The organism is Lactobacillus intestinalis, from assembly GCF_024397795.1.
In the GTDB taxonomy this organism is placed as follows: Bacteria; Bacillota; Bacilli; order Lactobacillales; family Lactobacillaceae; genus Lactobacillus; species Lactobacillus intestinalis.
The window spans coordinates 218604-242733 of sequence record NZ_CP072983.1 but is presented as its reverse complement, the minus strand read 5'-3'; the positions used below and the strand labels follow the sequence as shown (position 1 = coordinate 242733).

General features: G+C 36.5%; 18 protein-coding genes and 2 pseudogenes. 3 read left to right on the top strand and 17 right to left on the bottom strand.

Translation table 11 applies throughout. The features are described from left to right. Positions 1–183 precede the first annotated feature (183 nt). Positions 184–2382, bottom strand: coding sequence for an alpha-galactosidase (locus tag KBW87_RS01150; RefSeq protein WP_057809589.1), 2199 nt, complete (start codon positions 2380–2382; stop codon positions 184–186). Continuing rightward, positions 2366–4330: pseudogene (locus KBW87_RS01145) on the bottom strand (sugar MFS transporter). Before KBW87_RS01145 ends, KBW87_RS01150 begins: the two are co-directional and overlap by 17 nt. Before the next feature lie 217 nt (positions 4331–4547). Between KBW87_RS01145 and KBW87_RS01140 the strand changes: the two are divergent. After that, positions 4548–5375 (top strand): AraC family transcriptional regulator, encoded by an 828-nt coding sequence (locus KBW87_RS01140; protein ID WP_057809591.1) that lies wholly within the window; start codon positions 4548–4550, stop codon positions 5373–5375. A gap of 78 nt (positions 5376–5453) precedes the next feature. Continuing rightward, positions 5454–6878, top strand: coding sequence for a C69 family dipeptidase (locus KBW87_RS01135; protein WP_057809593.1), 1425 nt, complete (start codon positions 5454–5456; stop codon positions 6876–6878). Between the two features lie 207 nt (positions 6879–7085). On the opposite strand, the gene KBW87_RS01130 is transcribed toward KBW87_RS01135, so the two are convergent. The 7 genes from KBW87_RS01130 to KBW87_RS01100 all read right to left on the bottom strand — a co-directional run bounded on the left by KBW87_RS01130 (position 7086) and on the right by KBW87_RS01100 (position 12944). Beyond that, a complete protein-coding gene (locus tag KBW87_RS01130; protein WP_255807133.1) occupies positions 7086–7232 on the bottom strand; it encodes a bacteriocin immunity family protein in 147 nt (48 codons plus the stop codon). Between the two features lie 50 nt (positions 7233–7282). Next, positions 7283–7936 carry a hypothetical protein gene (locus KBW87_RS01125; protein ID WP_057809594.1) on the bottom strand — a complete coding sequence of 218 codons (654 nt, stop codon included), beginning with the start codon at positions 7934–7936 and terminating at the stop codon, positions 7283–7285. Positions 7937–7961: 25 nt separating this feature from the next. Continuing rightward, positions 7962–8645 carry a hypothetical protein gene (locus KBW87_RS01120; RefSeq protein ID WP_057809596.1) on the bottom strand — a complete coding sequence of 228 codons (684 nt, stop codon included), beginning with the start codon at positions 8643–8645 and terminating at the stop codon, positions 7962–7964. 132 nt (positions 8646–8777) lie between these two features. Next, the gene (gene murA / locus KBW87_RS01115; RefSeq protein ID WP_004045717.1) at positions 8778–10079 is read right to left on the bottom strand and encodes a UDP-N-acetylglucosamine 1-carboxyvinyltransferase; all 1302 of its coding nucleotides are present in this window, start codon (positions 10077–10079) and stop codon (positions 8778–8780) included. Positions 10080–10199: 120 nt separating this feature from the next. Then, on the bottom strand, positions 10200–11819 hold the full coding sequence (pyrG, locus tag KBW87_RS01110; protein WP_004045719.1) for a CTP synthase: 1620 nt from the start codon (positions 11817–11819) through the stop codon (positions 10200–10202). Between the two features lie 121 nt (positions 11820–11940). Further along, complete coding sequence (rpoE, locus tag KBW87_RS01105) at positions 11941–12495, bottom strand: DNA-directed RNA polymerase subunit delta (RefSeq protein WP_004045722.1); 555 nt, start codon at positions 12493–12495, stop codon at positions 11941–11943. 47 nt (positions 12496–12542) lie between these two features. Continuing rightward, positions 12543–12944: a YwiB family protein gene (locus tag KBW87_RS01100; RefSeq protein WP_057809598.1), complete on the bottom strand. Its 402-nt coding sequence runs from the start codon at positions 12942–12944 to the stop codon at positions 12543–12545. Positions 12945–13048: 104 nt separating this feature from the next. Here KBW87_RS01100 and KBW87_RS01095 point away from each other — a divergent pair, with 104 nt between their 5' ends. Beyond that, complete coding sequence (locus KBW87_RS01095) at positions 13049–14410, top strand: HD domain-containing protein (protein ID WP_057809600.1); 1362 nt, start codon at positions 13049–13051, stop codon at positions 14408–14410. Between the two features lie 50 nt (positions 14411–14460). Here the strand turns inward: KBW87_RS01095 and KBW87_RS01090 are convergent, their stop codons facing one another. From KBW87_RS01090 to glmU, 8 genes and pseudogenes are all read right to left on the bottom strand, one after another. After that, on the bottom strand, positions 14461–15435 hold the full coding sequence (locus KBW87_RS01090) for a ribose-phosphate diphosphokinase (protein ID WP_057809602.1): 975 nt from the start codon (positions 15433–15435) through the stop codon (positions 14461–14463). Between the two features lie 157 nt (positions 15436–15592). Next, complete coding sequence (locus KBW87_RS01085; protein ID WP_242368064.1) at positions 15593–15937, bottom strand: hypothetical protein; 345 nt, start codon at positions 15935–15937, stop codon at positions 15593–15595. A gap of 179 nt (positions 15938–16116) precedes the next feature. Next, on the bottom strand, positions 16117–17142 hold the full coding sequence (locus KBW87_RS01080) for a MupG family TIM beta-alpha barrel fold protein (RefSeq protein WP_057810386.1): 1026 nt from the start codon (positions 17140–17142) through the stop codon (positions 16117–16119). A 121-nt stretch (positions 17143–17263) separates the two neighbouring features. After that, positions 17264–19285 carry an SLAP domain-containing protein gene (locus KBW87_RS01075; protein WP_157055139.1) on the bottom strand — a complete coding sequence of 674 codons (2022 nt, stop codon included), beginning with the start codon at positions 19283–19285 and terminating at the stop codon, positions 17264–17266. 185 nt (positions 19286–19470) lie between these two features. Further along, positions 19471–19665, bottom strand: a pseudogene (locus KBW87_RS09670) (SLAP domain-containing protein); the annotation flags it as partial. A 1113-nt stretch (positions 19666–20778) separates the two neighbouring features. Then, entirely contained in the window at positions 20779–21504 is a 726-nt protein-coding gene (locus KBW87_RS01065; RefSeq protein WP_057810376.1) for an SLAP domain-containing protein, read from the bottom strand. 90 nt (positions 21505–21594) lie between these two features. Continuing rightward, entirely contained in the window at positions 21595–22461 is an 867-nt protein-coding gene (locus tag KBW87_RS01060) for an SLAP domain-containing protein (protein WP_057810374.1), read from the bottom strand. Positions 22462–22710: 249 nt separating this feature from the next. After that, complete coding sequence (gene glmU / locus KBW87_RS01055; RefSeq protein ID WP_057810372.1) at positions 22711–24096, bottom strand: bifunctional UDP-N-acetylglucosamine diphosphorylase/glucosamine-1-phosphate N-acetyltransferase GlmU; 1386 nt, start codon at positions 24094–24096, stop codon at positions 22711–22713. Positions 24097–24130: the final 34 nt, after the last annotated feature.

Sequence of the window (24130 nt, the reverse complement as noted above, 5' to 3'; positions counted from 1 at the left end):
AATGTTACACAAAAAGCGCCCTTACGGACGCTTTTTACTTTACTACTTCTTCTTTTGTAAAATAGCCAATGCGGATATCTATTTTAGCTGGGGGTATCAACTAAAATAAACTGACACAAATAGGAAAAGTAGAGGAGTTTTACAAAAGAAAGCATTTAACTAATTCTAACGGGCATCAAGAAACTAGTTTATCGCTTTAAAGTGGTAAAGGTGAGCCATGAAGTCACCGTGTTCAACTGGATCATAGATACCAAGATTCATTAATTCATCTCCACCGTAGACTTCATGACTTGCTTGATCCTCGTATTGCTTTTCAGGATCAAGTCCAACCAATTTTGTCTTAGTTAAACATGGCTGGGCACTTGCCATCACTTTAACTACAGAAAGCACAACTTCATTTTTATCAGGAGAAACGGTCTCCCAGGCACATTGATTACTGGTTTGAGCATTCTTTAATCTATAGAAAGTACCATATTGAGTAACTTGGCGAATTTTCTTGTATTCTGCTACTTGATTTTTAACTGCTTGACGATCTTCTTTACTCATCTTAGTTAAATCGAGTTCATAGCCCAAGTCACCCCACATTGCGACTACTCCACGCGTATTAAATGGAGTAAGCCGACCGTTTTGTTCATTTGGACTAACTGAAACATGTGAGGTCATCATTGATTGAGGATAAACTAAGCTGGTGCCATATTGAATACTTAAGCGGTCAATCGCATCGCTATCATCACTGACCCAAATTTGAGGAGTATAGTATGCCATTCCAGCATCAAATCTGCCACCACCGCCAGAGCATCCCTCAATCAAAAGATCAGGATAAGTATCTACAACTTTTTCCAATAAATCATAAAGTCCCAAAACATAACGATGATATACCTCACCTTGTCTAGCACTTGGCAAATCAGCTTCATAGATATCAGACAAATGTCGATTCATATCCCACTTAATGTAATCAATTTTTCCAGAAGATAGAATATTATTCATTTGATCAAAAATATTGTCACGGACTTCTTTTCTACCAAGATCTAGAACATATTGATTACGGGATGGGCTTGGCATCCGTCCAGGAACATGCATCAGATAATCAGGATGCTTTTTATATAAATCTGAATCCATCGAAATCATTTCTGGTTCAAACCAAAGTCCAAACTTTAGTCCTTGCTGATGCACATAATCTGCAAAATGATCTAAGCCATTTGGAAACTTCTTTTCAAAAACGCTCCAATCACCTAATGAAGAATTATCATCATCTCGATGACCAAACCAGCCATCATCTAAAACGAACATTTCAATGCCCATTTCTTTAGCATCATCAACAATTGGTTGAAGCTTTTTTTCATCAAAATCAAAGTAGGTTGCTTCCCAGTTATTAACCAAGATTGGACGAACTTGATTTTTATATTTACTTCGAATGACACGCTCATGAATTAAACTATGGAAGGCTTGACTCATCTTGTTTATGCCTTGGTCTGAATAAACCATGAAGACTTCAGGAGTTTGAAAACTAGCAGTTGGATTAAGTTCCCAATTAAAGTTAAAATCATTAATCCCAATATTCACATGAGTTTGTGCAAATTGATCTCTTTCAACTTCAAATTTATGATTCCCTGAATAAACTAAGGTAAAACCATATGCATCCCCCACAAATTCAGTTGTATCTGGATCAACCAAGGCCATAAAGGGATTCATCTGATGACTGGACGTCCCTCGGTGACTTGAATAAACATGGATACCTTGATTGATTTCACTCCGTTCAACTCGGCGCTCATGCGCATGAGCCCCGGGCAAAGTAATTGACTCAAAATTACGATCTACAAAATCAATTTGCATGGAAGCAACTTTTTCAATATTTACTTTTTCATTACCGTTATTAATCACTTTCACTGAACGTGTGATTACAGGACGATTACGGTAAATAGTATAAGATAGTTCAAACTCAACTTGGCTTTTTTCATCAATTAAAGTGATGATCAAAGTTTGCGCTTCATCTTTACTCTCAACAAATGAATGTGGCAATCCTTCAAGATCTGGCTTACTATCGACAATTTTATAGCCTTCATAAGTTAAAAATAGTGCATTAGAACCATCACGTTGTCTGATAACAGCTGCCGGAGTATGATAGTCCATTTCTCCAGCGGAGCTATATTCTTTTGGTAAAGAATCTCGAGAAAAAGTTCGATCTAGTGACCCAGGTAAGTTTCCTGAAAATCCACGATCTACTCGAGGATATCGCATCTGCCCATGATAGTTTTTGATTGCTTTTCCAAAATATAAATGAGCTAAAGTTTTTCCCTCTTCTACTGCAAGCAAATAGGAAATTTGATCATTATGTAAATGAAAGACTCTATTTTTCTCATCATAGTTAATTAGCTGGTTCAATTTGGCCGCCTCCTAGTGCAGTTTCTTCTTCATTTTTTACTTTTAGTTCTAACACATTATCTTCAGCTTGAACACTTTGACCATCTTTTACCGTCATTTCAAATTCTGAGAATTTATCCGAATTTGTAACAATCACAATTACGGTATCATCAAGACACGCTTTTTTAATAGTAGGATCCCAGAATTCAATTAATTCTTGTCCCTTCTTAACTCTTTGACCTTGTTCAACATAAGAAACAAATCCTGTTCCTTTTAATTTAACGGTACCCAGACCAATATGAATGAGTAGGACAACACCATTATCACCCACTAGACCAACGGCATGACGCGTAGTAAAGACTTGTCTAACTGTTGCATCAAAAGGTGCAAGGACCTTTCCGTCACTTGGCTTAATAGCGAACCCTCGGCCAACAGAACCTGAAGAGAATGTTCGGTCATTAACTTCACTTAAGTTCATCAGTTTTCCTGAGATTGGAGTTGGAATCAATACATCTCCATCAACGGTATTTTCACCGCTTTTATCAAATTTTTTACCCCAAGTCTTCTCAAGTTCGGCAACAATTTCAGCATGTTTCTTTTCGCTTAAGATAACTTTACTTGCAAAGATAATAATTGCAATTACTAGCATGACAGCAGGCACAGCAAACATCATAATCTTGAAGTTTATTTTTCCACTGGCAGTGATTGAAGAGGCAGTAGCACCAGTAGTCATCCCAGCCATGATTGCAATTTGACCTACAACACCGTTAGAGACAGCACCACCGAATTTATCAATTAATGGACGTACTGACAACGCCAAGGATTCATCACGGTGGCCTAATTTAAGTTGACCATATTCCACTGAGTCTGTAATTACCATTAACACAATCAAGAAGACCATTTGCTGTGGAAAACCAAATACTGAAGCAGCTAGTAAAACTAAAGGCAAATTGCTTCCTGCCACAGCAAAGAGTCCCATCCCGCATAACATTACAACTAAGCAAGAAGTAAATAAGACTTTACGACTGAGCTTCTTTGACAAAATTGGGAACAATGAAGTAGCAATAATTCCCAAGAAAATATTGATAGTAGAAAAGATTGAGAAAGCTTTAGGCATCCCCATAATATAAGTAAAGTAATAAACTTCCAGTGAGTTAGTAATATTAATAGCAATTCCATAGAATAAGTATGCTAAAGCTACCCACATTAATTGGTCATTGCCAGATAAGGCTTTAAAAATACCTACAATTCCTTTAGTATCTTGCTTGTTTTTACGAATATCACTGTTAACTTCGCGTGTAAATAACCCAACACACCATGCAGAAACGAAGGCAATTGTACAAATTATTGCCGCAAAGATAAACCATCCGCGATCATCCCCAGTACTTGTGGCCTTAGCAGAGAAGAAAATAACAGCTGGCATTACCAAAATACCAACAAGTCCCCCACCTACAGTGGAACCTACACGAGCATATGTAGCTGTTTTTTCACGTTCTCTAGAACTCGTAGTCAAAGATGGAAGCATTGACCAAAAACCTACATCTTTAAATGAATAGAAGATATCCATTGTGATATATAAAACTGCAAAAACAACCATATACAAAACAGCATTCTTTTAATAAAGTCCACCTAAGTTCGTGAAGAGCATCAATAGAATTACTGCAGAAACACTACCACCAACTACAACCCAGGGCCTAAAATGTCCCCAACGGGTCTTGGTTCTATCAATCGCATTCCCAATAAACGGATCAATAAATAATTCTACGATTCGAAGTGTCATAATAATCAAAGTTACCATACTAATCATTTTGGCATCTTCAGCCGCATTTCCTGTATCAAATAGGTGCGACGTAATAAACATGATCAAATATCCAGATAATAACCCATAAAATGAATCATTACCAAATGCCCCAAAGCTATAAGCAAGTCGAGCTCCTAAGGACATTTTCCCTTCATCTTTATCCTTCATAATTTTCCCTCACTTTTTATGTATTCGCTTTCGTCAATGATTATTATGCCTTATGAATCCGCTTTAACGAATAGCGTAATTATTTAAAAACATGTCATTTTATTTAGCTACAAATTGACATATTATCAGTTAAAAATGCTATTATTTAAATATGTAAGCAAAACAAGTAAAAACATAAAGCCATTGATAATATGTTTTTTTGAAAGGAAAATTTAAGATGAATGGAGAATATCGTACCCTTAGCAATCAAGGTATTGAAAGTAATGTGCTATTTTTCGGGCAAGAAAAATGTTTACCTAATTATTTTTTCAAAGGCAACAATGTGCGTAACAACTACATTATTCACTACGTTCAATCCGGCAAAGGAACCTTTTCAGTAGCTAATCACCACACTGTAAACTTAAAAGCTGGTGATATTTTTATTTTGCCAAAAGGAGTTCCTTGTTTTTATCAAGCTGATGGAAAGCAACCTTGGTCATATTTTTGGATTGGATTTTCTGGGGTAAAAATCAAAACCATGTTGAACAATTCAAAACTGGTTAATAAGTATTACCTGCGCCAAGTCCAAGAAAGTCAAACATTGGCTAGTTTAAAGGAACTTTTTAAAGCAGTCCACAATCAAAATTCCTTAGTTAATGATGTGCTCATTGAGTCATTAATTTATAAATTTTTCTACCATTTGCTTACTGAATATCCTGAACAAACCAAGTTGAAGTCCAAAAATTCCAATGAGGAATTGCAACTGGCTATTAATTATTTAGAACAAAATTATATTAATCCAGCTTGTACCATTACTTCTGTCTGTCATGAATTAGATATTTCACGCAGTTATTTGTACAATATTTTCAGGCAAAATTTAAATCTGACTCCTTCTCGATTTTTGACTCAATTACGTATGGAAAAAGCTAAGCAAAACTTGCTCAATAGTTCCTACACTGTTCAACAAATTGCCAATACTATCGGCTATGGAGATGAGTTTACTTTTTCTAAAGCCTTTAAACGCTATACAGGTCTAAGTCCTAAGTTTTACCGTAAGAAAAAGTAATCATTAGCGCATTCCTTCACTAAGAGGTGTTTTTTCGCGTACAATAGTAGTAAAGAGTTATCAGAAAGGAATTTTTTCATGAAACAAACAGAATGTACTACTATTCTTGTCGGAAAAAAGGCAAGTATTGATGGTTCAACGATGATTGCCCGAAGTGAAGATGGTGGCCGCACTATCATTCCTGAAGGTTTCAAAGTTGTCATGCCTAACGAACAACCCAAGCACTACGAAAGTGTCATCAGTCATCAAAAGATCGATGATTCAGATTTAGCCCAAACTCCTCTCCGTTACACCAGTGCTCCCGATGTTTCTGGTAAAAATGGTATCTGGGCAGCTGCCGGTATTAACAGTGATAACGTTGCTATGACCGCAACTGAAACCATCACCACTAATTCTCGCATTCAAGGCGTCGATCCTCTTCTTGATCCAAAGGATGGCGGACTTGGCGAGGAAGATTTCGTTACTTTAACACTTCCATATCTTCACTCAGCCTTTGACGGTGTAAGGCGCGTGGGTTACTTAGTTGAAAAGTATGGTACCTACGAAATGAATGGAATGGCCTTTTCCGATAAAGATACTATTTGGTACCTGGAAACCATCGGTGGTCATCATTGGATTGCTCGTCGCATCCCTGATGACGCCTACGTTATCGCACCAAACCGTTTAAATATTGATGAATTCGACTTTGATGATCCTGATAATTTTGCGGCTTCAAGTGACTTGAAGGACTTAATCAAGAAATACCACTTAAATCCTGATCGCGAAGGCTACAACATGCGTCATATCTTTGGTTCTTCAACCATCAAGGACGCTCACTACAATAACCCACGTGCTTGGTACATCCATAATTACTTTGATCCAGACTTCGGTGGCAATCCTGGCGATCAAGATCAAGCCTTTATCTGCCACGCAAATCGCTTGATCTCAGTTGAAGACATTAAGTGGGCTGAAAGTTCTCACTACCAAGACACCCCGTATGATGCTTACGGCGACCAAGGTACTCCTGAACAAAAGAAAACCTTCCGTCCAATCGGAATTAACAGAAACTTCGAAACTCACATCTTGCAAATCAGAAACGATGTTCCTGCTGGTCTTGCTGGGGTACAGTGGCTTGCATTTGGACCAAACACTTTCAACAGCATGGTTCCTTTCTACACTAACGTCACTGAAACCCCTGAAAGCTTCCAAACTACTCCTAAGTTCAACTTGAGCAAGATCTTCTGGCTTAACAAGTTAACCGCTCAACTCGGTGATACTAATTACCGCGTTTACGGTGAACTTGAAGATGCTTTTGAACAAAAGAGCCTTGCTCAATGTCACAAGATTGAACATGACACTGATGAAGCAGCCAAGGATTTGAAGGGTGAAGATTTAGAAAAAGCTCTTAATGCCGCAAACGATAAGATGGCCAAGACCGTTTACAACAACACAGTTGATCTTTTAGGTCAAATGGTTGAAGAAGGTCATGGCTTAATGACTTTGAAGTACGACTTGCTTGATTAATTCAATAATATTTTAGATATGAAAAACCACATGACAAAATTGATGTCATGTGGTTTTTTCTCTGCGCTACATAAATCTTATGCCACTCCACCCACTATTTTCGTAAGTATCATTAATGATGCTTAAATAAAACTGACTAACACTAGGTGTAAGCTGAGATTTAAGTGCTAAGCTTTTAACATCAGCTAAAAAATCATTCAGGACTCTTTATAAATACTCTCCCTTTTCCAATCTGGTTTTTACGCGCTTTAGCGATTTACGTTCAACATCCTTGATATTAGGATCCCTCAAAATTTCATCAATTTGATTAAGTAGCTGCTTTTGTATTCTTGCCTGCTTTTTTCTTCCAAACATAAAAGCCTCATAATTATTTTCCAATTAGGCCAATTCCAGCAAGCATTACTTTATTGCAAACCAAAGAGTAACAAATTGACACCTTCGTCATTCATGCCGTCTTTTTGCAATTTCTTCAATGAACTTACAACCAAGCTTCTCTGTGAACCCTTAAGTTTCTTAGCAGCCTTCATTGCTTGATTGAAGTCACGCTTATTGTTAGCTTTCTTCAAATCGCGATCTTGTCTATTGGCAATTCTCTTCAAAGGCTTAGTTACACTTCTCATTGACTTGTCGTTGAGATAATAATATTGCAAACCAGATTGCGTGGTCCAAGTACTATATTTCTTATCTTTTGAAACGACTAAGTATGCGGGAGCCCCGGCAACGCGCTTACTTACATCTAATACCTTTTCCACTCTAAACTTAATGTTTTGAACTTTCTTAGGGCTAATGGTTTTAGCATTTTTAAGTAGTGTTGCGTTTTTAACTAAACGATTGTAATTGGCCTTACCAATGTAAATGGGGGATGCTTCTTTATTATCAAGAACGCGAAGAATATAACCCTTCTTGGTTAAAGGAGTATTCTTGATTGAGCTTGAACTCTTCTTGGAAACGGTGGTTACATGTGCCTTAGTAGCAGCTTGCACATGGTTTGTTCCAAACAAAAAACCAGTACCAACAACAGCAGTTAACAATAATGCACTTTTACGTAAAGACTTCATTTTATAGTTCTCTTTTCTTTCAAACTCATTCAATTCCGGCAAGCATTAAGTTATTACCATTTTCGTCAATCATGTCAACTTTGCCATCTTTTTGAGATTGTTTCAACGAAATCATCACTTGAGCTCTTAAACTGCTTGGTAACTTTTTAGCAGCTTTCATGGCTTGAGCAAAATCGCGCTTGTTTTGAGCATTTTTAAGGCTAGTGTTCTTGCGGTCAGCGATTTTCTTCAATGGTTTAAGAACTGGTTGGAGAGTCTTGTCGTGTAAGTAGTAGTATTCCATTCCGGCGGGAGTGGTCCAGAAACTGTACTTCTTATCTTTTGAAGCCAATAAGTAAATTGGAGCGCCAGCTGGGTGATCAACTACATCAAGTTCCTTCTCTACTCTGAACTTGACGTTCTTCAATTTCTTGTAACTAACAGTCTTACCTTTTTTCAAGAATTTGTCTTGGCTGGCTAGCTTCAAGGCACGGTTGTAATTTGCCTTCCCTACAAAAATCTTAGAAGCTGTGTTACTTGTAGCGCGCAAAACGTATCCTTGCTTAGTTAATTGAGGTTGATTCTTCATAACTGGAGTTAACTTCTTAACTTTTGCAGTAGTTTCAGTTTTAGCTGTAGCGGCATGAACGTGTACTTGATTTGATCCAAACAAAAATCCTGTTCCAACAACAGCAGTTAACAATAATGCCTTTTTACTTAAAGACTTCATTTTTATATTTCTCTTTTCTTTCCAAATTATTCAAATATATTTTAGTTCATTTTATAAACAGTGACACACTAAATTTAACCAATATTCGCCCAAAAACAAAAAAGCAGAACAGCAATTCTGCCATTCTGCTTATTAGTTTGCGACATCATCCATAATCCCTGGAACTTCTGGATCGTCTACAATTTTTACATCCGCACCAAGTTGACGGAGCTTTTCTTGAATTCGATCATAACCACGCAAGATGTTGCCAGCCTTATCAATAACGGTTGTGCCATCTGCCATCAATCCAGCAATCATTAAACAAGCACCTGCGCGAATTTCTCCAGCAGTAACTTCTGCTCCATGAAGTTCCTTAGTTGGATGTGCCAAAATAATGTTATCTTCGGCTTTAATATTTGCACCCATCTTTTGGAGCTCAGCAATATGACCAATTCGCTTAGGATAGATATTATCAATTACTACCCCTTCACCGGTCTTTGCTGTAAGCAAAAGCGGTGTAATTGGTTGCTGCAAATCTGTCGCAAATCCAGGGTAAACATCGGTCTTAACCTGAACCATCTTCAAATCTCCAGCCGGATAAACATACAAAGAATCTTCATCCGCATCAATGACCACACCCATCTCTTCTACTTTAGCTAGATAAGAATCAAGGTGTTCTTCAATGATATTGTGAATTCTGATTCCATTTCCAATACAAGCAGCCAGAGCTACATAGGTTCCAGCTTCAATTCGATCAGGAATGATTGTATGAGGAATTTGTGCTTCTAATCGTTCAACGCCTTCGATTCTAATTGAATCAGTACCAGCACCACGAATAGTTGCTCCCATATTATTCAAAAACGTTGCTAAATCAATAATTTCTGGTTCCTTAGCAGCATTTTCAATAATAGTTTGTCCCTTAGCAGTGACACTAGCCATGATAATATTCATGGTTGCACCAACTGAAGGCATCTTAAGATGAATCTTAGCACCGTGAAGTCCATCTTCAGGAGCAGTTATTATAATTTGATCATTTTCATTTTTTACACTTGCGCCCAAGGCTTCAAAGCCCTTAATATGTTGATCGATGGGACGAGGGCCAATATCGTCACCACCTGGAAAACCTACAATTGCTTTACCAAACCGGCCAAGAAGTGCCCCCATAAAATAATATGATGCACGTAAACTCTTAATCTTGCCAGCGGGCAATGGGCTCATCTTAATGTCTTGTGGATCAATGCGCAAAGTAGTTTCATGAAAATCACAATGTACATCCATCTCGTTCAACAAGTCCATTAAGTTATCCACATCAGCAATTCTTGGGACGCCCTCCAAGATTACTGTTGTTCTCGATAATATTGATGCTGGAATAAGCGCAACAGTGGAGTTCTTTGCGCCACCAATCCAGACATCGCCCTGCAGGGGCTTTCCACCATGAATTATCATCTGCTTCATTGGCGAAAACAAATCCTTTTCTACTTTCAATAATCATAATAATGTTATAAGAAATTGAGGAAAAAAACAAGAGGATCAGCTCGCCAATCCTCTTATTTTTCAGCTTTTTGTATAATCCAACTAGAATTCTTGGGCAGGTAATCCGCTAGCTGCACCAATGAATGATTTAAATAATCCTTCAGGTCTTTGTGGACGACTCAAAAATTCTGGGTGATATTGAGCAGCGATAAAGAATTTCTTATCTGGAATTTCGATAATTTCTACTAAGTGGTTATCAGGTGAAACTCCACTGAATACCATACCAGCTTTTTCAAATGCTTCACGATATTCATTGTTAAATTCGTAACGGTGACGGTGTCTTTCTTGGATAACATCTTGATCATCGTAAGCTGCACGAGTCTTAGTTCCCTTCTTAAGACTTGCTGGGTAAAGACCTAAACGAAGAGTACCACCAATATTTTCTTCATCACGCTTGTCAGCCATAATATCAATAATGTTGTTCTTAGTATCAGGATCTGCTTCAGCTGAGTTTGCATCTTTAAGGTTAAGAACATTACGAGCAAATTCAACACTGGCCATTTGCATTCCTAAGCAAATACCCAAGAATGGAATATCATTTTCTCTTGCGTACTTAATAGCAGTAATCATGCCTTCAAGACCACGAGTACCAAAACCACCAGGAACGATCAAACCATCTGAATCCTTCATGATTTCAGCAATGTTGTCTTCAGTTACATCTTCTGCTTGTACCTTATCTACTTCAATCTTAGTATTGTAAAGGTAACCAGCATGTTGAAGAGCATCAGTAACTGAAATGTAGGCATCTTCAAGTTCTACATACTTACCAACTAAAGTGATCTTTGTAGTGTGTTTCAAGGTCTTAGCACGTTCATCAAGCTTCTTCCAAGCTTCCATATCGGCTTCTTTCTTTGGACTTTCAAGGTGAAGGAAGTCGCAAACCTTTTGATCCATACCTTGAGCTTGGAAAGCAAGTGGCAAGTCAAATAGTGAAGGTGCATCGATTGATTCAATAATTCTATCTACAGGCACATCAGTAAAGGTAGAAATCTTGTCCTTTAATTCTTGGTTAATTGGCTTTTCAGCACGTAAAACAAGCATATTTGGTTGAATACCAATACTACGAAGTTCTGCTACTGAATGTTGAGTTGGCTTAGTCTTCATTTCATGGGCAGCGTGAAGGTATGGTACCAAAGTACAGTGGATGTACATTACATTGTCTTCACCAACTTCACGTCTCATTTGACGAATTGCTTCCATGAATGGAGTTGATTCGATATCACCAACAGTACCACCAATTTCAGAAATAATTACATCTGAATCAGTAGTGAGTGCAGCACGCATGATCTTCTTCTTAATCATATCAGTGATATGTGGAATTACTTGAACAGTTGCACCATGGTAGTCCCCACGACGTTCTTTTTCAAGGACTTCTTTGTAAATTTTACCAGTTGTAACGTTAGAATACTTGCTGGTTCTTACATCTACGATTCTCTCATAGTGTCCCAAATCGAGGTCTGCTTCAGTACCGTCATCGGTTACATAAACTTCACCGTGTTGGTATGGATTCATTGTACCTGGGTCAATGTTAATGTAGGGATCAAATTTTTGCATAGTAACTTTCAATCCGCGGTTTTTAAGCAAGCGACCCAAACTTGATGCAGAAATACCTTTACCAAGTGAAGATACGACACCGCCAGTAACGAAGATGTATTTTGTCATTAGCCAAACTCCTTTTTCTTTTAACTCATTATAAAAATAAAAAAAGCTCCCTCAGGGGAGCTAATACACACAGGGTGCCCAAGAAAGATATTATCCGCTTTTGACTCTTAAGTCAAGCAAATTAATTATCTTCGTCGTCATCATCGTCATTTAATTGTGATAATTGACCTTCAATACCGTCTGGTAAAACGTCATCATCATCATCATTATCTTCATCAAATTCTGAATCATCAGCAGCGTCATAATCTTCGCCATCATCTTCAGTAGCATCAAGATCTTCATCTTCTGGGTCATCATTATCGTAGTCAATGATGTCATCACTACCCGTAGCACTTGCCAAGAATGCGTTAACCTTCTTGTGGTGCTTTCTTGCTGAATCTTCTTCTTCATCTTCTGGGTGGTTAACTTCTTCGTCAACTGATTCATATGGGAACCATGAACGAAGGGCCCAAACATTTTCACCCATGGAGATAAATTCACCATCAGTATTCATATCAGTATAAAATTGTGGCAAGCGTTCACGAATTTCTTCATCACTCTTGTTCAAGTACTTTTGAACAGCATTCACAATGTCTGCAAAAGCCATTCTCTTGCCGTTATCTTCCAAAATTGCACGAGCAACTTCGATCATTGACAATTCATCACGATTTTTATCTTTAAATTGGTCTAATCCCACAGTTGTACGTCCTCTCTTTTTACAATCCTTACTATTGTACTAAGCGTTTAAGCAAAAATCAACGTGACTGCATAGTTACCTATTAAGTATAGACCACTAAAGAGGTCATATTCAACACTAACTTTGTGCTCATCGCCATTTTTAGTCACTTTTAGTAAATTTGTCACGCTAGTTAAATCCATTTGTCGGCCTTCAACAAGATAGTGGCAATCTTCTTTTTCACCAGGAGTAAACCTCATTAAAGAATGATTGCGACTATCAACTCCTCGGCGCATAATCATCTCATTGTTCTTAATCATAATCTTAATTGGAATTTGCCCATCCTCTAAATAGGATAAGCGCATTATACCATCTTTTTCATTAAATTCACCGGGCATCGTTTTTTCAAAGGTTGCCGTTTCATCTTCTTGTGTAATTTTACTTGTTAAATGAATTTCTACTTTTTCCATATGCAAAATCACCTACTTCATTTGTATACATTTGATATAATCTAGTTAAGTATATTCTAAATTATATTTTCCAAAATAATAAGAATTAAGTTTGAGGAATTATCATGTTAAATTTTCAAAGTGAAAAATTAAAAGATGAGGTTCTTTTACGTGACCCCGTCCACGGATACATCCATATTGAAGATAAAGTAATTTTTGACATTTTGCAATCAAAAGAGTTCCAAAGAATGCGCCGGATTAAACAACTTGGGCCTATTAGCTACGTTTTTCCTGGGGCAACTCATACCAGATTTGAGCATAACTTAGGGGTATACGAATTAACAAGACGTATTTGCAATATCTTTAGTAAAAATTATCCTTCACGTGAACCCGACGATGGATTATGGGATGATAGCAATCGCCTCTTGGTTGAATGTGCAGGTTTACTTCATGATATTGGTCACGGCCCATATTCACATACTTTTGAGCACTTATTTGGGACGAATCATGAAAAAATTGGCCAACAAATCATTACGGATCCTCATACTGAGATCAACCAGGCATTACGACAAGTTTCACCTAATTTTCCTGAATTGGTAGCCAGTGTAATTGCAAAAACTTACCCTAACCCTCAAGTAGTGAAGATGATTTCCAGCCAAGCAGATGCGGATCGAATGGATTATTTACAAAGAGATGCCTACTTTACTGGTGTAAATTATGGTCAGTTTGACTTGTCTCGAGTTTTACGAGTGATCCGTCCATATCAAGATGGTATCTGCTTTACCAACAATGGAATGCACGCAGTTGAAGATTACATTGTTTCGCGCTATCAAATGTATCAACAAGTTTACTTCCACCGCGTAGGTCGCTCAATGGAAGTGATTTTGCATCATTTGCTTCAAAGAGCCAAGGTTGTCTACAAAACTGGCACTTTGCAAGTCACTCCAAGTTTAGCCAAATTTTTAGAAGGTAATTGGACTTTAGATGATTATTTAAAGCTGGATGATGGTGTCATGGAAACCAATTTTTCACTCTGGCTCAATTCTTCTGATCCAATTTTGGCTGATCTTGCTAGCAGATATTTATTTAGAAAACCTCTCGCTAGTATCAGAATTGATGAAGACACTAAAGGACTTTTACCAAAATTAAAGGATTTAATTAAGCAAGCTGGCTTTGATCCTACTTATTATACTGATACTAATTCAGCTTTTGATGAACCATATGATGCTTACAAACCCACAGGTAAGAATGCTAATAGCCAAATTGAAATCATGCAAGACGATGGCAGCTTAATTGAACTTTCTCAACTTAGTCCTTTAGTTAAGGCTTTAAATGGGACTTTTCAAGGCGATGAGAGATTTTTCTTCCCAAAAACTATGCTATCTCAAAGTAACGAACCACAAATTTTTGATCCACTTTATGAGCAATTCCAACGTTATATTAAAAATGGTGCGCTTCATTACTTGCGTCGTCCTCACAAAAAATAAAGATAAGAAAAGCTCCAGAAATCTGGAGCTTTTTATTATTCAAAAGTTTACTATCTACGCTTTTCTTCTTGGTATCTAGTATTGAACAATGGACTAAGTGGTTCATGTTCTTGGATAAGCTTAATTGCATCACCCATAAGTGGTCCTACAGAAACTAAAAGCATCTTATCAAGTTGCTTTTCAGCTGGTTGATCGATTGAATCAGTCAATACCAAGTTCTTGATTGGTGAGTTATTCAATCTATCAATAGCTGGGCCTGATAAAACAGCATGAGTTGCAGAAGCATAAACTTCAGTAGCACCAGCATCAATTAAAGCTTGAGCTGCTAAAGTGATAGTTCCGGCAGTATCAATTATATCGTCGATAATGATTGCACGCTTTCCTTTAACGTCTCCAATAATATTCATAACTTCAGCGACGTTAGCCTTAGGACGACGTTTATCAACAATAGCAATGTTAGTACCTAAGAATTCAGCCAGCTTTCTTGCACGGGTAACACCACCATGGTCTGGTGAAACAACAACGGCATTTTCTTCTAAATTGTTACGTAAGAAGTAATCTGCAAGAAGTGGGGCACCCATTAAATTATCAACAGGAATATCGAAGAATCCTTGAATTTGTGGAGCATGCAAATCAAGTGAAAGAACACGATCTGCACCTGCAGTTTGAAGCATATCAGCTACAAGCTTAGCTGTGATTGGTTCACGTGCACGAGTTTTACGATCTTGACGTGCATAACCATAGTAAGGCATTACAATGTTGATGCTGCGAGCACTGGCACGACGAACAGCGTCAATCATGATAAGCAATTCCATTAAATTATCATTTACAGGATCGCTAGTAGATTGAATCAAATAAACATCTTTACCACGAACAGAATCGTCAATATTAATTTGAATTTCACCATCACTAAAGCGTTCTACACTTGATTTAGAAAGTGGAACACCAACACGATCAGCTATTTTTTGAGCTAATGGAACATTTGAATTAAGGGCAAAAATCATTAAATCGTCTTTGTAAGACATAGTTTCCTCCGTAAAAATACAACTACCTTATATTTTAGCAAAACTTGGCTAAAAAGAAACCGCAGATAGCTTTCTTTTATGATAAATTCAAACAAAAAACCAGATACTAGCATTTCTAGTATCTGGCTTTCTCAATAAATCGAAGTATTTAAAACAATTAGTCTTTTACAACATCTTTAGTGTTCAACCACTTGTTTGATGAAATCTTAACGATCTTCTTGCCGTTAACTTTCTTAACATCTTTTGCAGTAAAAGTTGAACCCATCTTGACAGTTTTTGAAGTCTTCTTAGCATCCTTGTTGTAAACTGCAACAGTTTGCTTCTTAGTATCTTTGACAGTTACGAAAATCTTTTCGCCCTTCTTAATGGCTGGATCAGTTGGAGCAACTTCGGCAACACCCAACTTTGGAGCATTGAAAGTAGCAGCACTAACAGTTGAACCAACACCTAAAAAACTAACAGCAAGAACTAAACTTGAAACAACTTTAACTAACTTCTTCATTTTAAATACCTTCGATTCTAAAACTCTTCATTTCCTCTTGACAACTATATTATATAACATCAGTTATTAAATGCAAGTATTTTTATAAAGAAATAAAAAGTATCCTAAAGCCCGATATCATGGGGTTCTAAGACACTTTTGAGGTTAAAAAAAGATAACAAATAAATAAAATAATTTTGTTATTTTGTAGATTTCACAAAAATTATGGGAGAACTGGAACCTACAAATTTCAATAAACTTAAATCTTCTTGGACAACATAGTCAATTATATTAACGCGCTCATCTGCTGGAAGATCACATTTAGTAATCTGTAACTCTCCTTGATACTGCTCATAAAGATCATTATCACAAGTCACACTACCCTCTGGACGCGATAAAATCTCTTTTTGCGGAGTTAAATCAAACAGTTGCTTAATTCTACCTTCCACCAATCTAACCACATCACGCGCAACATCAGGACGATTGTGCCATTGATTTTGAATCAAGGTAAGGTTCCCTTCTCTTAAATGAAGAGTAATCGCCTTCTGCTTCAAATAACTTACAAAAGTCGTAATCACGTCTGTATCTATGGAGGTATCCCCTACAAGAACATCATCACAATTCAGCTTTTTTAACTCTAACATTGCAGCTAACGGGTTTACTCCTCGCAATTTTTCTAAAGTTGGCCGATAAAATCCAGCACTTTTATCACCAGAAATGAAGGCTCCCACTTTCAAGCCAAATTTATGCAACCAATGATTTCTTTCCTTAAACCATTTTGAAGCTAACCCGGTATGAGGGTGAGGATAAAAGTTATGCCATGCCGTTAAATTGTCAAAATCCGCATTCTCATCCTTCAACTCATCAATATCATTTTGAGTAATTGTACTTGCATTCAACACAACGGTGAAAGACTTAGAAATTTTAGCAATGTCAGGCATACTAATCCCTTCATCAGCTCGAATCCCTGTTAAAGGTAATGTTTCAAAGTCCGTTAATTGCTTAATTTCTAAAAATTTTAAGCTCTCTTTTGAAATATCTGCAATTACTTTTAAATCTAAATTTTTACACCATTTACCTAATTCATTTAAGCGTTCTATTTCTCCATTGTCATGGTCTAAGAGTGATGTAAAAACTGTATTAAATCCTGCATTTCGCATTGCAATTAAGTAATTATAATCATCTGCAGTCAAATCATGACTTAGATATACTGAAAAACCTAACATCTTATTCCTCTGTTAATACTTCCACTTTTTATTGCGCAAAAGCGCTTTCTTAATATTACTATTTTAAACTAAAAATGCACCCTATAGAGAGTGCACTTTCATTTGTATTCAAAATGTAAATCTAGTTGTTGTTAACAGGTGTGGTTGCAACAGGAGTAGCTGTTGCATAATCTGATACTGGAAGGTATTGATAACCATCTGGAGTATTGATTGCAAGTTGAGTGTTGCTGGTGAATTGAATAGCACTTTCAGCAGCATTATTTACACGAGCAACTAACTTAATAATGGCATCTTTTTCACTTTGGCTTAAATTGTTTAAGTCAGTTACTGGAACTTTCTTACCATCTAAGTTAGCAATTGCCTTAGTTAAATTATCAAGGGCATTCTTGACAACACTGATAGTTGCAGTCTTTGAAGTACGAGCATTTTGAGCAGCTTCATAAGCTTGCTTAAAGTTAGTCTTAGCGGCATCAGTTGCAAACTTGTATGCATCTGTCTTTTCAGCAGCATCAGCATTGTTAATTGCACTAATCAAGCTTACCTTATCACTATCAGTAGCTACAACAGCATCATTCTTAGCTTGTTCAGCATCATTAGCTGGAGTAAGAGTCTTACCACTTATAGTGACGGCATCAGCCTTTACAAAGCCGTCCTTATCACTAACTAACTTGTAGAACAAAACAGCTTGGTTTTCAGATTTTACCCAGATGTATCTTAATTCACTGACACGAGCTTGGTGACCTTTACCAAATTCTTGGTTTGGCCTGATTTCACCTTTACTGTTATAAACAGGGCTTGAAGTAGTCCAAGTAGCAATCAATTGATTTGGATCAGTGGTAGAGTTAGTATAATCTGCATTTGGATCTTCAGACTTTGGAATTAAAGCTGGACCACTAGTTACAACAGCGTTAACAGCCTTGATCCATTGACCATCACCAATACTGTAGTACCATTTGTCATTAATCTTTTTAGCAGCCAAAGCTTGGTAAGAAGCACCTTTAAGAAGGGGGGCACTGTCTTCATTATAAGTATCGCCGTTATCGTTATAAATAATAGCATTCTTAATCAAATTGATATAAGTATCTTCCTTAACTGGCTCAGTATCTTCAGTTTCTTTAGCATTGGTAGTCTTGATGTATTGACCCTTACCCATATCATAGTAATTTCGATCATTAATCATCTTAGTACCATAGTAATCGATAGTAGAACCCTTCTTTAAAGTTCCAGCACTCTTAATTCGTTTACCATTTGCATCATAAACGTATGAGTTCTTAATTAACTCTACTGACTTAACAATGACACCATTTGAAGCTTTAACATATTGACCCTTACCCATATCGTAATACTCGACATCGTTAATATCTTTTGTACCAGTGTAATCAAAAGTTGCGCCCTTCTTTAAGGTTTTTGCACTCTTGATGCGCTTGCCATTTTTGTCGTAAACATATGAATTACGAGTTAATTCAACATGTCTATTATTCTTTTTAGCTGGAGTGGTAGTTTCGGCATTAGCTGCCTTGATGTATTGACCCTTACCTAAGTTGTAGTATTTCTTAGAGTTAATAGTATCTAAGCTAACGTAAGAAACCTTTGAACCCTTTTTCAAAGTTCCGGCACTCTTGATGCGCTTGCCGTTTTTGTCGTAAACATATGAATTGTGACTTAATTCAATTGACTTTGCATCACTATCATCATTAGTTGAAGTGGTAGTGGCGTTGCTAGTGGTATCCTTTTTGCTCGTATCCTTTTTAGTAGTGGTCTTCTTATCAGTTTTAGGAGTATCTTTCTTAGTAGAGCTAGTAGTGGTAGTAGTTGCTTTTTTACCATCAACCGTTGCCACATTAGAAGCCTTGATATAATTACCGTCACCGATAGAGTAGTAACTTACACCTTTGATAGTAATTAAACCGTAAGCATTAAGTTTTGCACCTTTACCAATTACAGGGTAAGCAGTATCTCCCACCTTATAATTCTTATTACGAGTTCCATCTTTTAAGTAAACATATGCATTACTGCCCAAAACAATCTTGCTAGACTTGGTAGCAGCTTGAGCGACACTAGCAGTATTAACTCCCCCTAAAACTGGAGTAACACCCATTAATGCTGCTGTTGATAACATAATTAATTTATGACTTAATTTCATATCTTTTTTTCCCTCAATTTCACGAAATAAAAAATCTCTAATTTCCATATTTAATTTATTAGAATATTTTCTATTAACTTATCTATATTACTAATAATTGCATCAGTAGTTTTATTATAACGCAAAAAGAAGACTGTTCACTTTTTGAAACAGTCTTCTTAAGAAAATGTAAATAAGTTAACACATTACTTCTTAATAGTAAAGTCTGAAGCCTTTACGTAGTAATGGTTTGGTTGTAAAGCGTAGTACTTAACACCATCAATAGTCTTAGTACCTAAGCCTTTAACTTGAACGCCCTTACCAATGATAGTCCACTTCTTGCTACCCATGTAAGTCTTAGCCTTCTTACCGTTCTTGTCGTAAACTTGAGCCTTACGCTTAGCAACAATGTTAGTTACCTTGATAGTCTTCTTAGTTGACTTCTTTGATGAAGTTGATTTTTCGTCTGATTTCTTTGAGTCTGACTTAGTTGACTTCTTTTCTGACTTTGAATCAGATTTCTTTGATTCTGATTTAGTTGAAGTCTTTTCTGACTTAGTTGACTTCTTTGAATCAGTCTTAGTAGTCTTCTTAATGCTCTTGGTTGAAGCCTTGGTTGATTCCTTTGAATCTTCATCTGATGACTTCTTAGCATCCGATTTTGATGAAGTCTTTTCTGACTTTTCATCTGCTACTTTTGAGTCTGACTTAGTTGATTTCTTTGAATCAGATTTTGCTGAGTCCTTAGTTGTCTTTTTATCTGACTTTGAATCTGACTTAGCTGAGTCATTCTTGCTTGACTTCTTTGAATCTGAGTCAGTAGTCTTCTTTGATGAAATTGACTTTTCGTCTGACTTTGATGACTTCTTAGTTGAATCTTCATCAGATTTCTTTGATTCTGATTTAGTTGAAGTCTTTTCTGACTTAGTTGACTTCTTTGAATTAGTCTTAGTAGTCTTCTTAGTGCTCTTAGTTGAAGCCTTCTTAGTTGACTTCTTTGAGCTTGACTTCAAAGTCTTTTCAGTTTGAACAACTTTCTTACCATCAGTAGTAATAGTTACCAACTTGTTACCATCTTGGTATTGAACAGAACCACGAGTAGCAGTTGCTGGAATCCAGTACTTCAAGTTACTTTGAATGCTGAAGTAAGTTTCACCATTAACTTCTTTTACATTATAAATAATGTAGCTACCATTCTTGTAAGCTTTCTTGCTAGTCTTCTTACCATTGTTGTTAACAAAGTACATAGTCTTAGTTGGCTTGATGCGGCTATTCTTGCCCATAGTGTTATAAACCTTAACAGACTTGGACTTCTTAGTAGCAGCGAAGGCTACGTTAGTATTTACAGCTGAACCAACAACTGGGCTAACTCCCATTAAAGCAGCTGCTGAAACCATAACTAATTTATGACTTAATTTCATATTATCTACCTCAACGCAAAAATATAATTATTTATACTCTAATATTGTAAATCCTCAAACACTATTTGTGAATTAAAGACTACATTAATTTTGTTATTTTTTACGAATTTTAACCTTTTCTAAATTGTTGTACTTAATCCATCCATGATTGGTTATATAGAACTTCTTACCCGCAACGCGCTTAATACTATAGCCCTTAAGAAGGGTTCCTTTTTTAATCAAAGTGATCGTCCCATATTTTGTGCGTCTCAATTGTCCCGCATTATTATATACGTATGCATTATGTTTAGTAATTAAACTAGTCACAGTAGGAACGGGATTATAAACAGAGTAAGACAAATTGCCTTTCTTATCTGTTGTCAAAATCATTATATTATTTGAAACCTGTTTATACCACACCTCACCATTGGTACTCTTTGCGAGTAGCCACAAATCAGATTTAGTCTTGTAATAAGTATGATTGTTTAAAGTCTTAATCTGATAAATTTTATAAAGAGTATTTTTCTTAGCCAGCTTCTTTAATTTTTTGCCAAAGCTATTATAAAATGGTGCATTCTTATTCAAGCGAACACTACTTTTAGAAACAATTGTATTACTCAATTGTTCTTCTTCATCTTCTGGCCCAATTACTTTGGTTTTAGATTTATCAGTTTGGGAAGTTTTAGAAGTTGCCTTTTTGGAAGGATTGCCACCCAAATGAATAACGTTAGTAGGTTTAGCTGGATTTACAGTTACTGTAGCGATTGCTTCATTTGAAAAAAGGCACAGTGTCGCCCCTAGAGCTGCAGATGTCAAAATCACTTTCTTTTTTAGGCTCATAATTTTTCTCCTTGTTACTATTTTTTACATCAATATAATTATAAGCCTAAGAAAAAAGATGATCGCTTTTAACGATCATCTGCGGGTGCATTAATTATGACTAGTTGTTCCTACATTAGCAGCTTTAATATAAACCCCATCACCTAAGAAGTAATAAGTTGAGCCATTAATTGTTTTTGTTCCATAGTAATTAAGAACTGTGGTCTTCTTAATGTAAGAATAACCTAAATTAGTGAGCTTCTTACCATTTTTATCATATGGAATAGCATTTTTCTTCAACTTAAGCGTATCTTTACCAGCTACCCAATTATCTGGACGCCCTAACTTCTTAGAGTTGCTGGTAGTTGAAGGAGTAGGTGATGTCGACGCATGTGGGGTTACATTGCTGCTTGCCACATTCCCAGCTTTAATATAGCCAGTGTCAACAACATAATACAATTTGCCATTAATGCGTTTAGTACCTTTGTTAGCTAACTTAGCACCTTTACTATAGTAAATTTTACCTACGCGTTTTCCATTTGCATTATAAACATAGGCGTTCTTCTTTAATGTAATAGTTTCACCTGAAGCATGTGGTACCACCGTACCGTCATTAACATCATCATTGGTACTAATTATATATGAAGCGCCATTTTTAACGTAACTTACCTTACCTTTTGTAGCAGAAGAAGGTATCCAATAATTTGAATCCTTTTCCACGTTATAGTAAGTCTCACCATTAATCGACTTAACATTCCAAACCGTATACTTACCGTCCTTTTCAGCAACGATAGGCATACTCTTACCATTTTGATCTACAAAATGTGCATTCTTGATGGTTCTAACAACACTTGTCTTACTGTTAGTTTTGTAAACCGTAGAACTTGCGGCCTGAATTGATTGAGTGCTAGTCAAAAGTGGACTAACTCCCATTAAAGCGACTGCTGAAACCATCATTAACTTACGACTTATTCTCATGTTCTCTACCTCATGTCAAAATCTAACTCTACCTAGCGTAGAATGCAATGTCTGGTATTTTATTCAATTTTCTATACTCTGTTAGTTTTTAAATTATATTTTCACTCCCACGTTATGTTTTTTTATCTACTCTTCTATTATAATCTTGCTTGCTAAATATGCTATAGTTACGCCAAAAAAAGAGCATAAAATTTTAAAAGTTTAAAATTCATGCTCTTAATATTTGTTATTTAATTTTTAAAATAAACTTTATTCCCATTCCTTGTCTTTTGATAAAGGAAGCTTGTGCCAGTAATCTGGCTTGTTAGTTTGACGGCCTCTAGCAATTGCCATATCGTACTTATTAACATCTTTAGTAATAGTAGAATCAGCTGCGATAAAGGCATGGTCAGCAACGTTAATTGGAGCAATCAAAGTTGCACCAGCGCCAATAAATGAATGATCTCCAACTGTAGTATGGAACTTCTTAACACCATCGTAATTAGAAAAGATAGTTCCACAACCAACATTTACATCTTTACCTAAAGTTGCATCCCCAACATAAGTCAAGTGACCAACCTTAGTATCCACACCAATTTCAGCCTTCTTAATTTCAACGAAGTTTCCAATATGAGCGCCTTCACGAATAACAGCCTTTGGACGAAGGTGTGAATTTGGACCAATATCAGTATTATCATCCATTTCGGATTCTTCAATAGTTGAAGAAGTAACAGTTACATTATTACCAATCTTAGAATCGATAATTCTTGAACCATTGGTGATGTAACAATCACTACCAATTTCAGTATTCCCTTTAATTACTACATTGCCTTCAATGACAGTATCATTACCAATCTTTACATCGCTATCAATATAAGCAGTATCGGGATCGATGAAAGATACACCATTTCTCATATGCTCTTCATTGATTCTTCTTTGCATAATTTTAGTAGCTTGTGCTAAAGCAATGCGGTCATTTACTCCTAAACTTTCACTAAAGTCAGGCATCTTGTATGCACCAACGCGTTCGCCTTCATTACGCAAGATTTCAAGCACATCCGTTAAGTAATATTCTCCTTGAGCATTGTTGTTAGTAACATGCTTTAAAGCTTCAAAGAGCTTCTTATTGTCAAAACAAAATACACCAGTATTAATTTCTTTAACTTTTAATTCTTCAGGCTTGCCATCTTTTTGTTCTACAATTCGTAAAACATTTCCTTGATCATCACGAATAATTCGGCCATAACCAAATGGATTTGGTGCTTCTGCGGTCAATACAGTAGCTGCATTTTCTTTTTCATTGTGATATTCAAACAAGTTCTTGAAAGTATCCGCAGTAAATAATGGGGTATCTCCAGTTACAACTAAAGTTGCACCATCTTCATCTGCCAAAATTTTGCCAGCAGTCTTAACTGCATCTCCAGTACCCAATTGCTTTTCTTGGAAAGCAAATTCTGATTTGCCATCAAGAACTTTTTCTACATCTTCAGCACCGGTACCCACAATAGTTACGATCTTTTCAGGATCAACACCTTCAGCTGCAGTAACAACATGTTCAACCATCGTCTTGCCACAAACTTTATGCAAGACTTTGTACAACTTGGACTTCATCCGAGTTCCCTTACCAGCAGCCAATACAACAACAAATTTTTTCATATTTTTAACCTCTTAATTAATATCAAAACTAGTG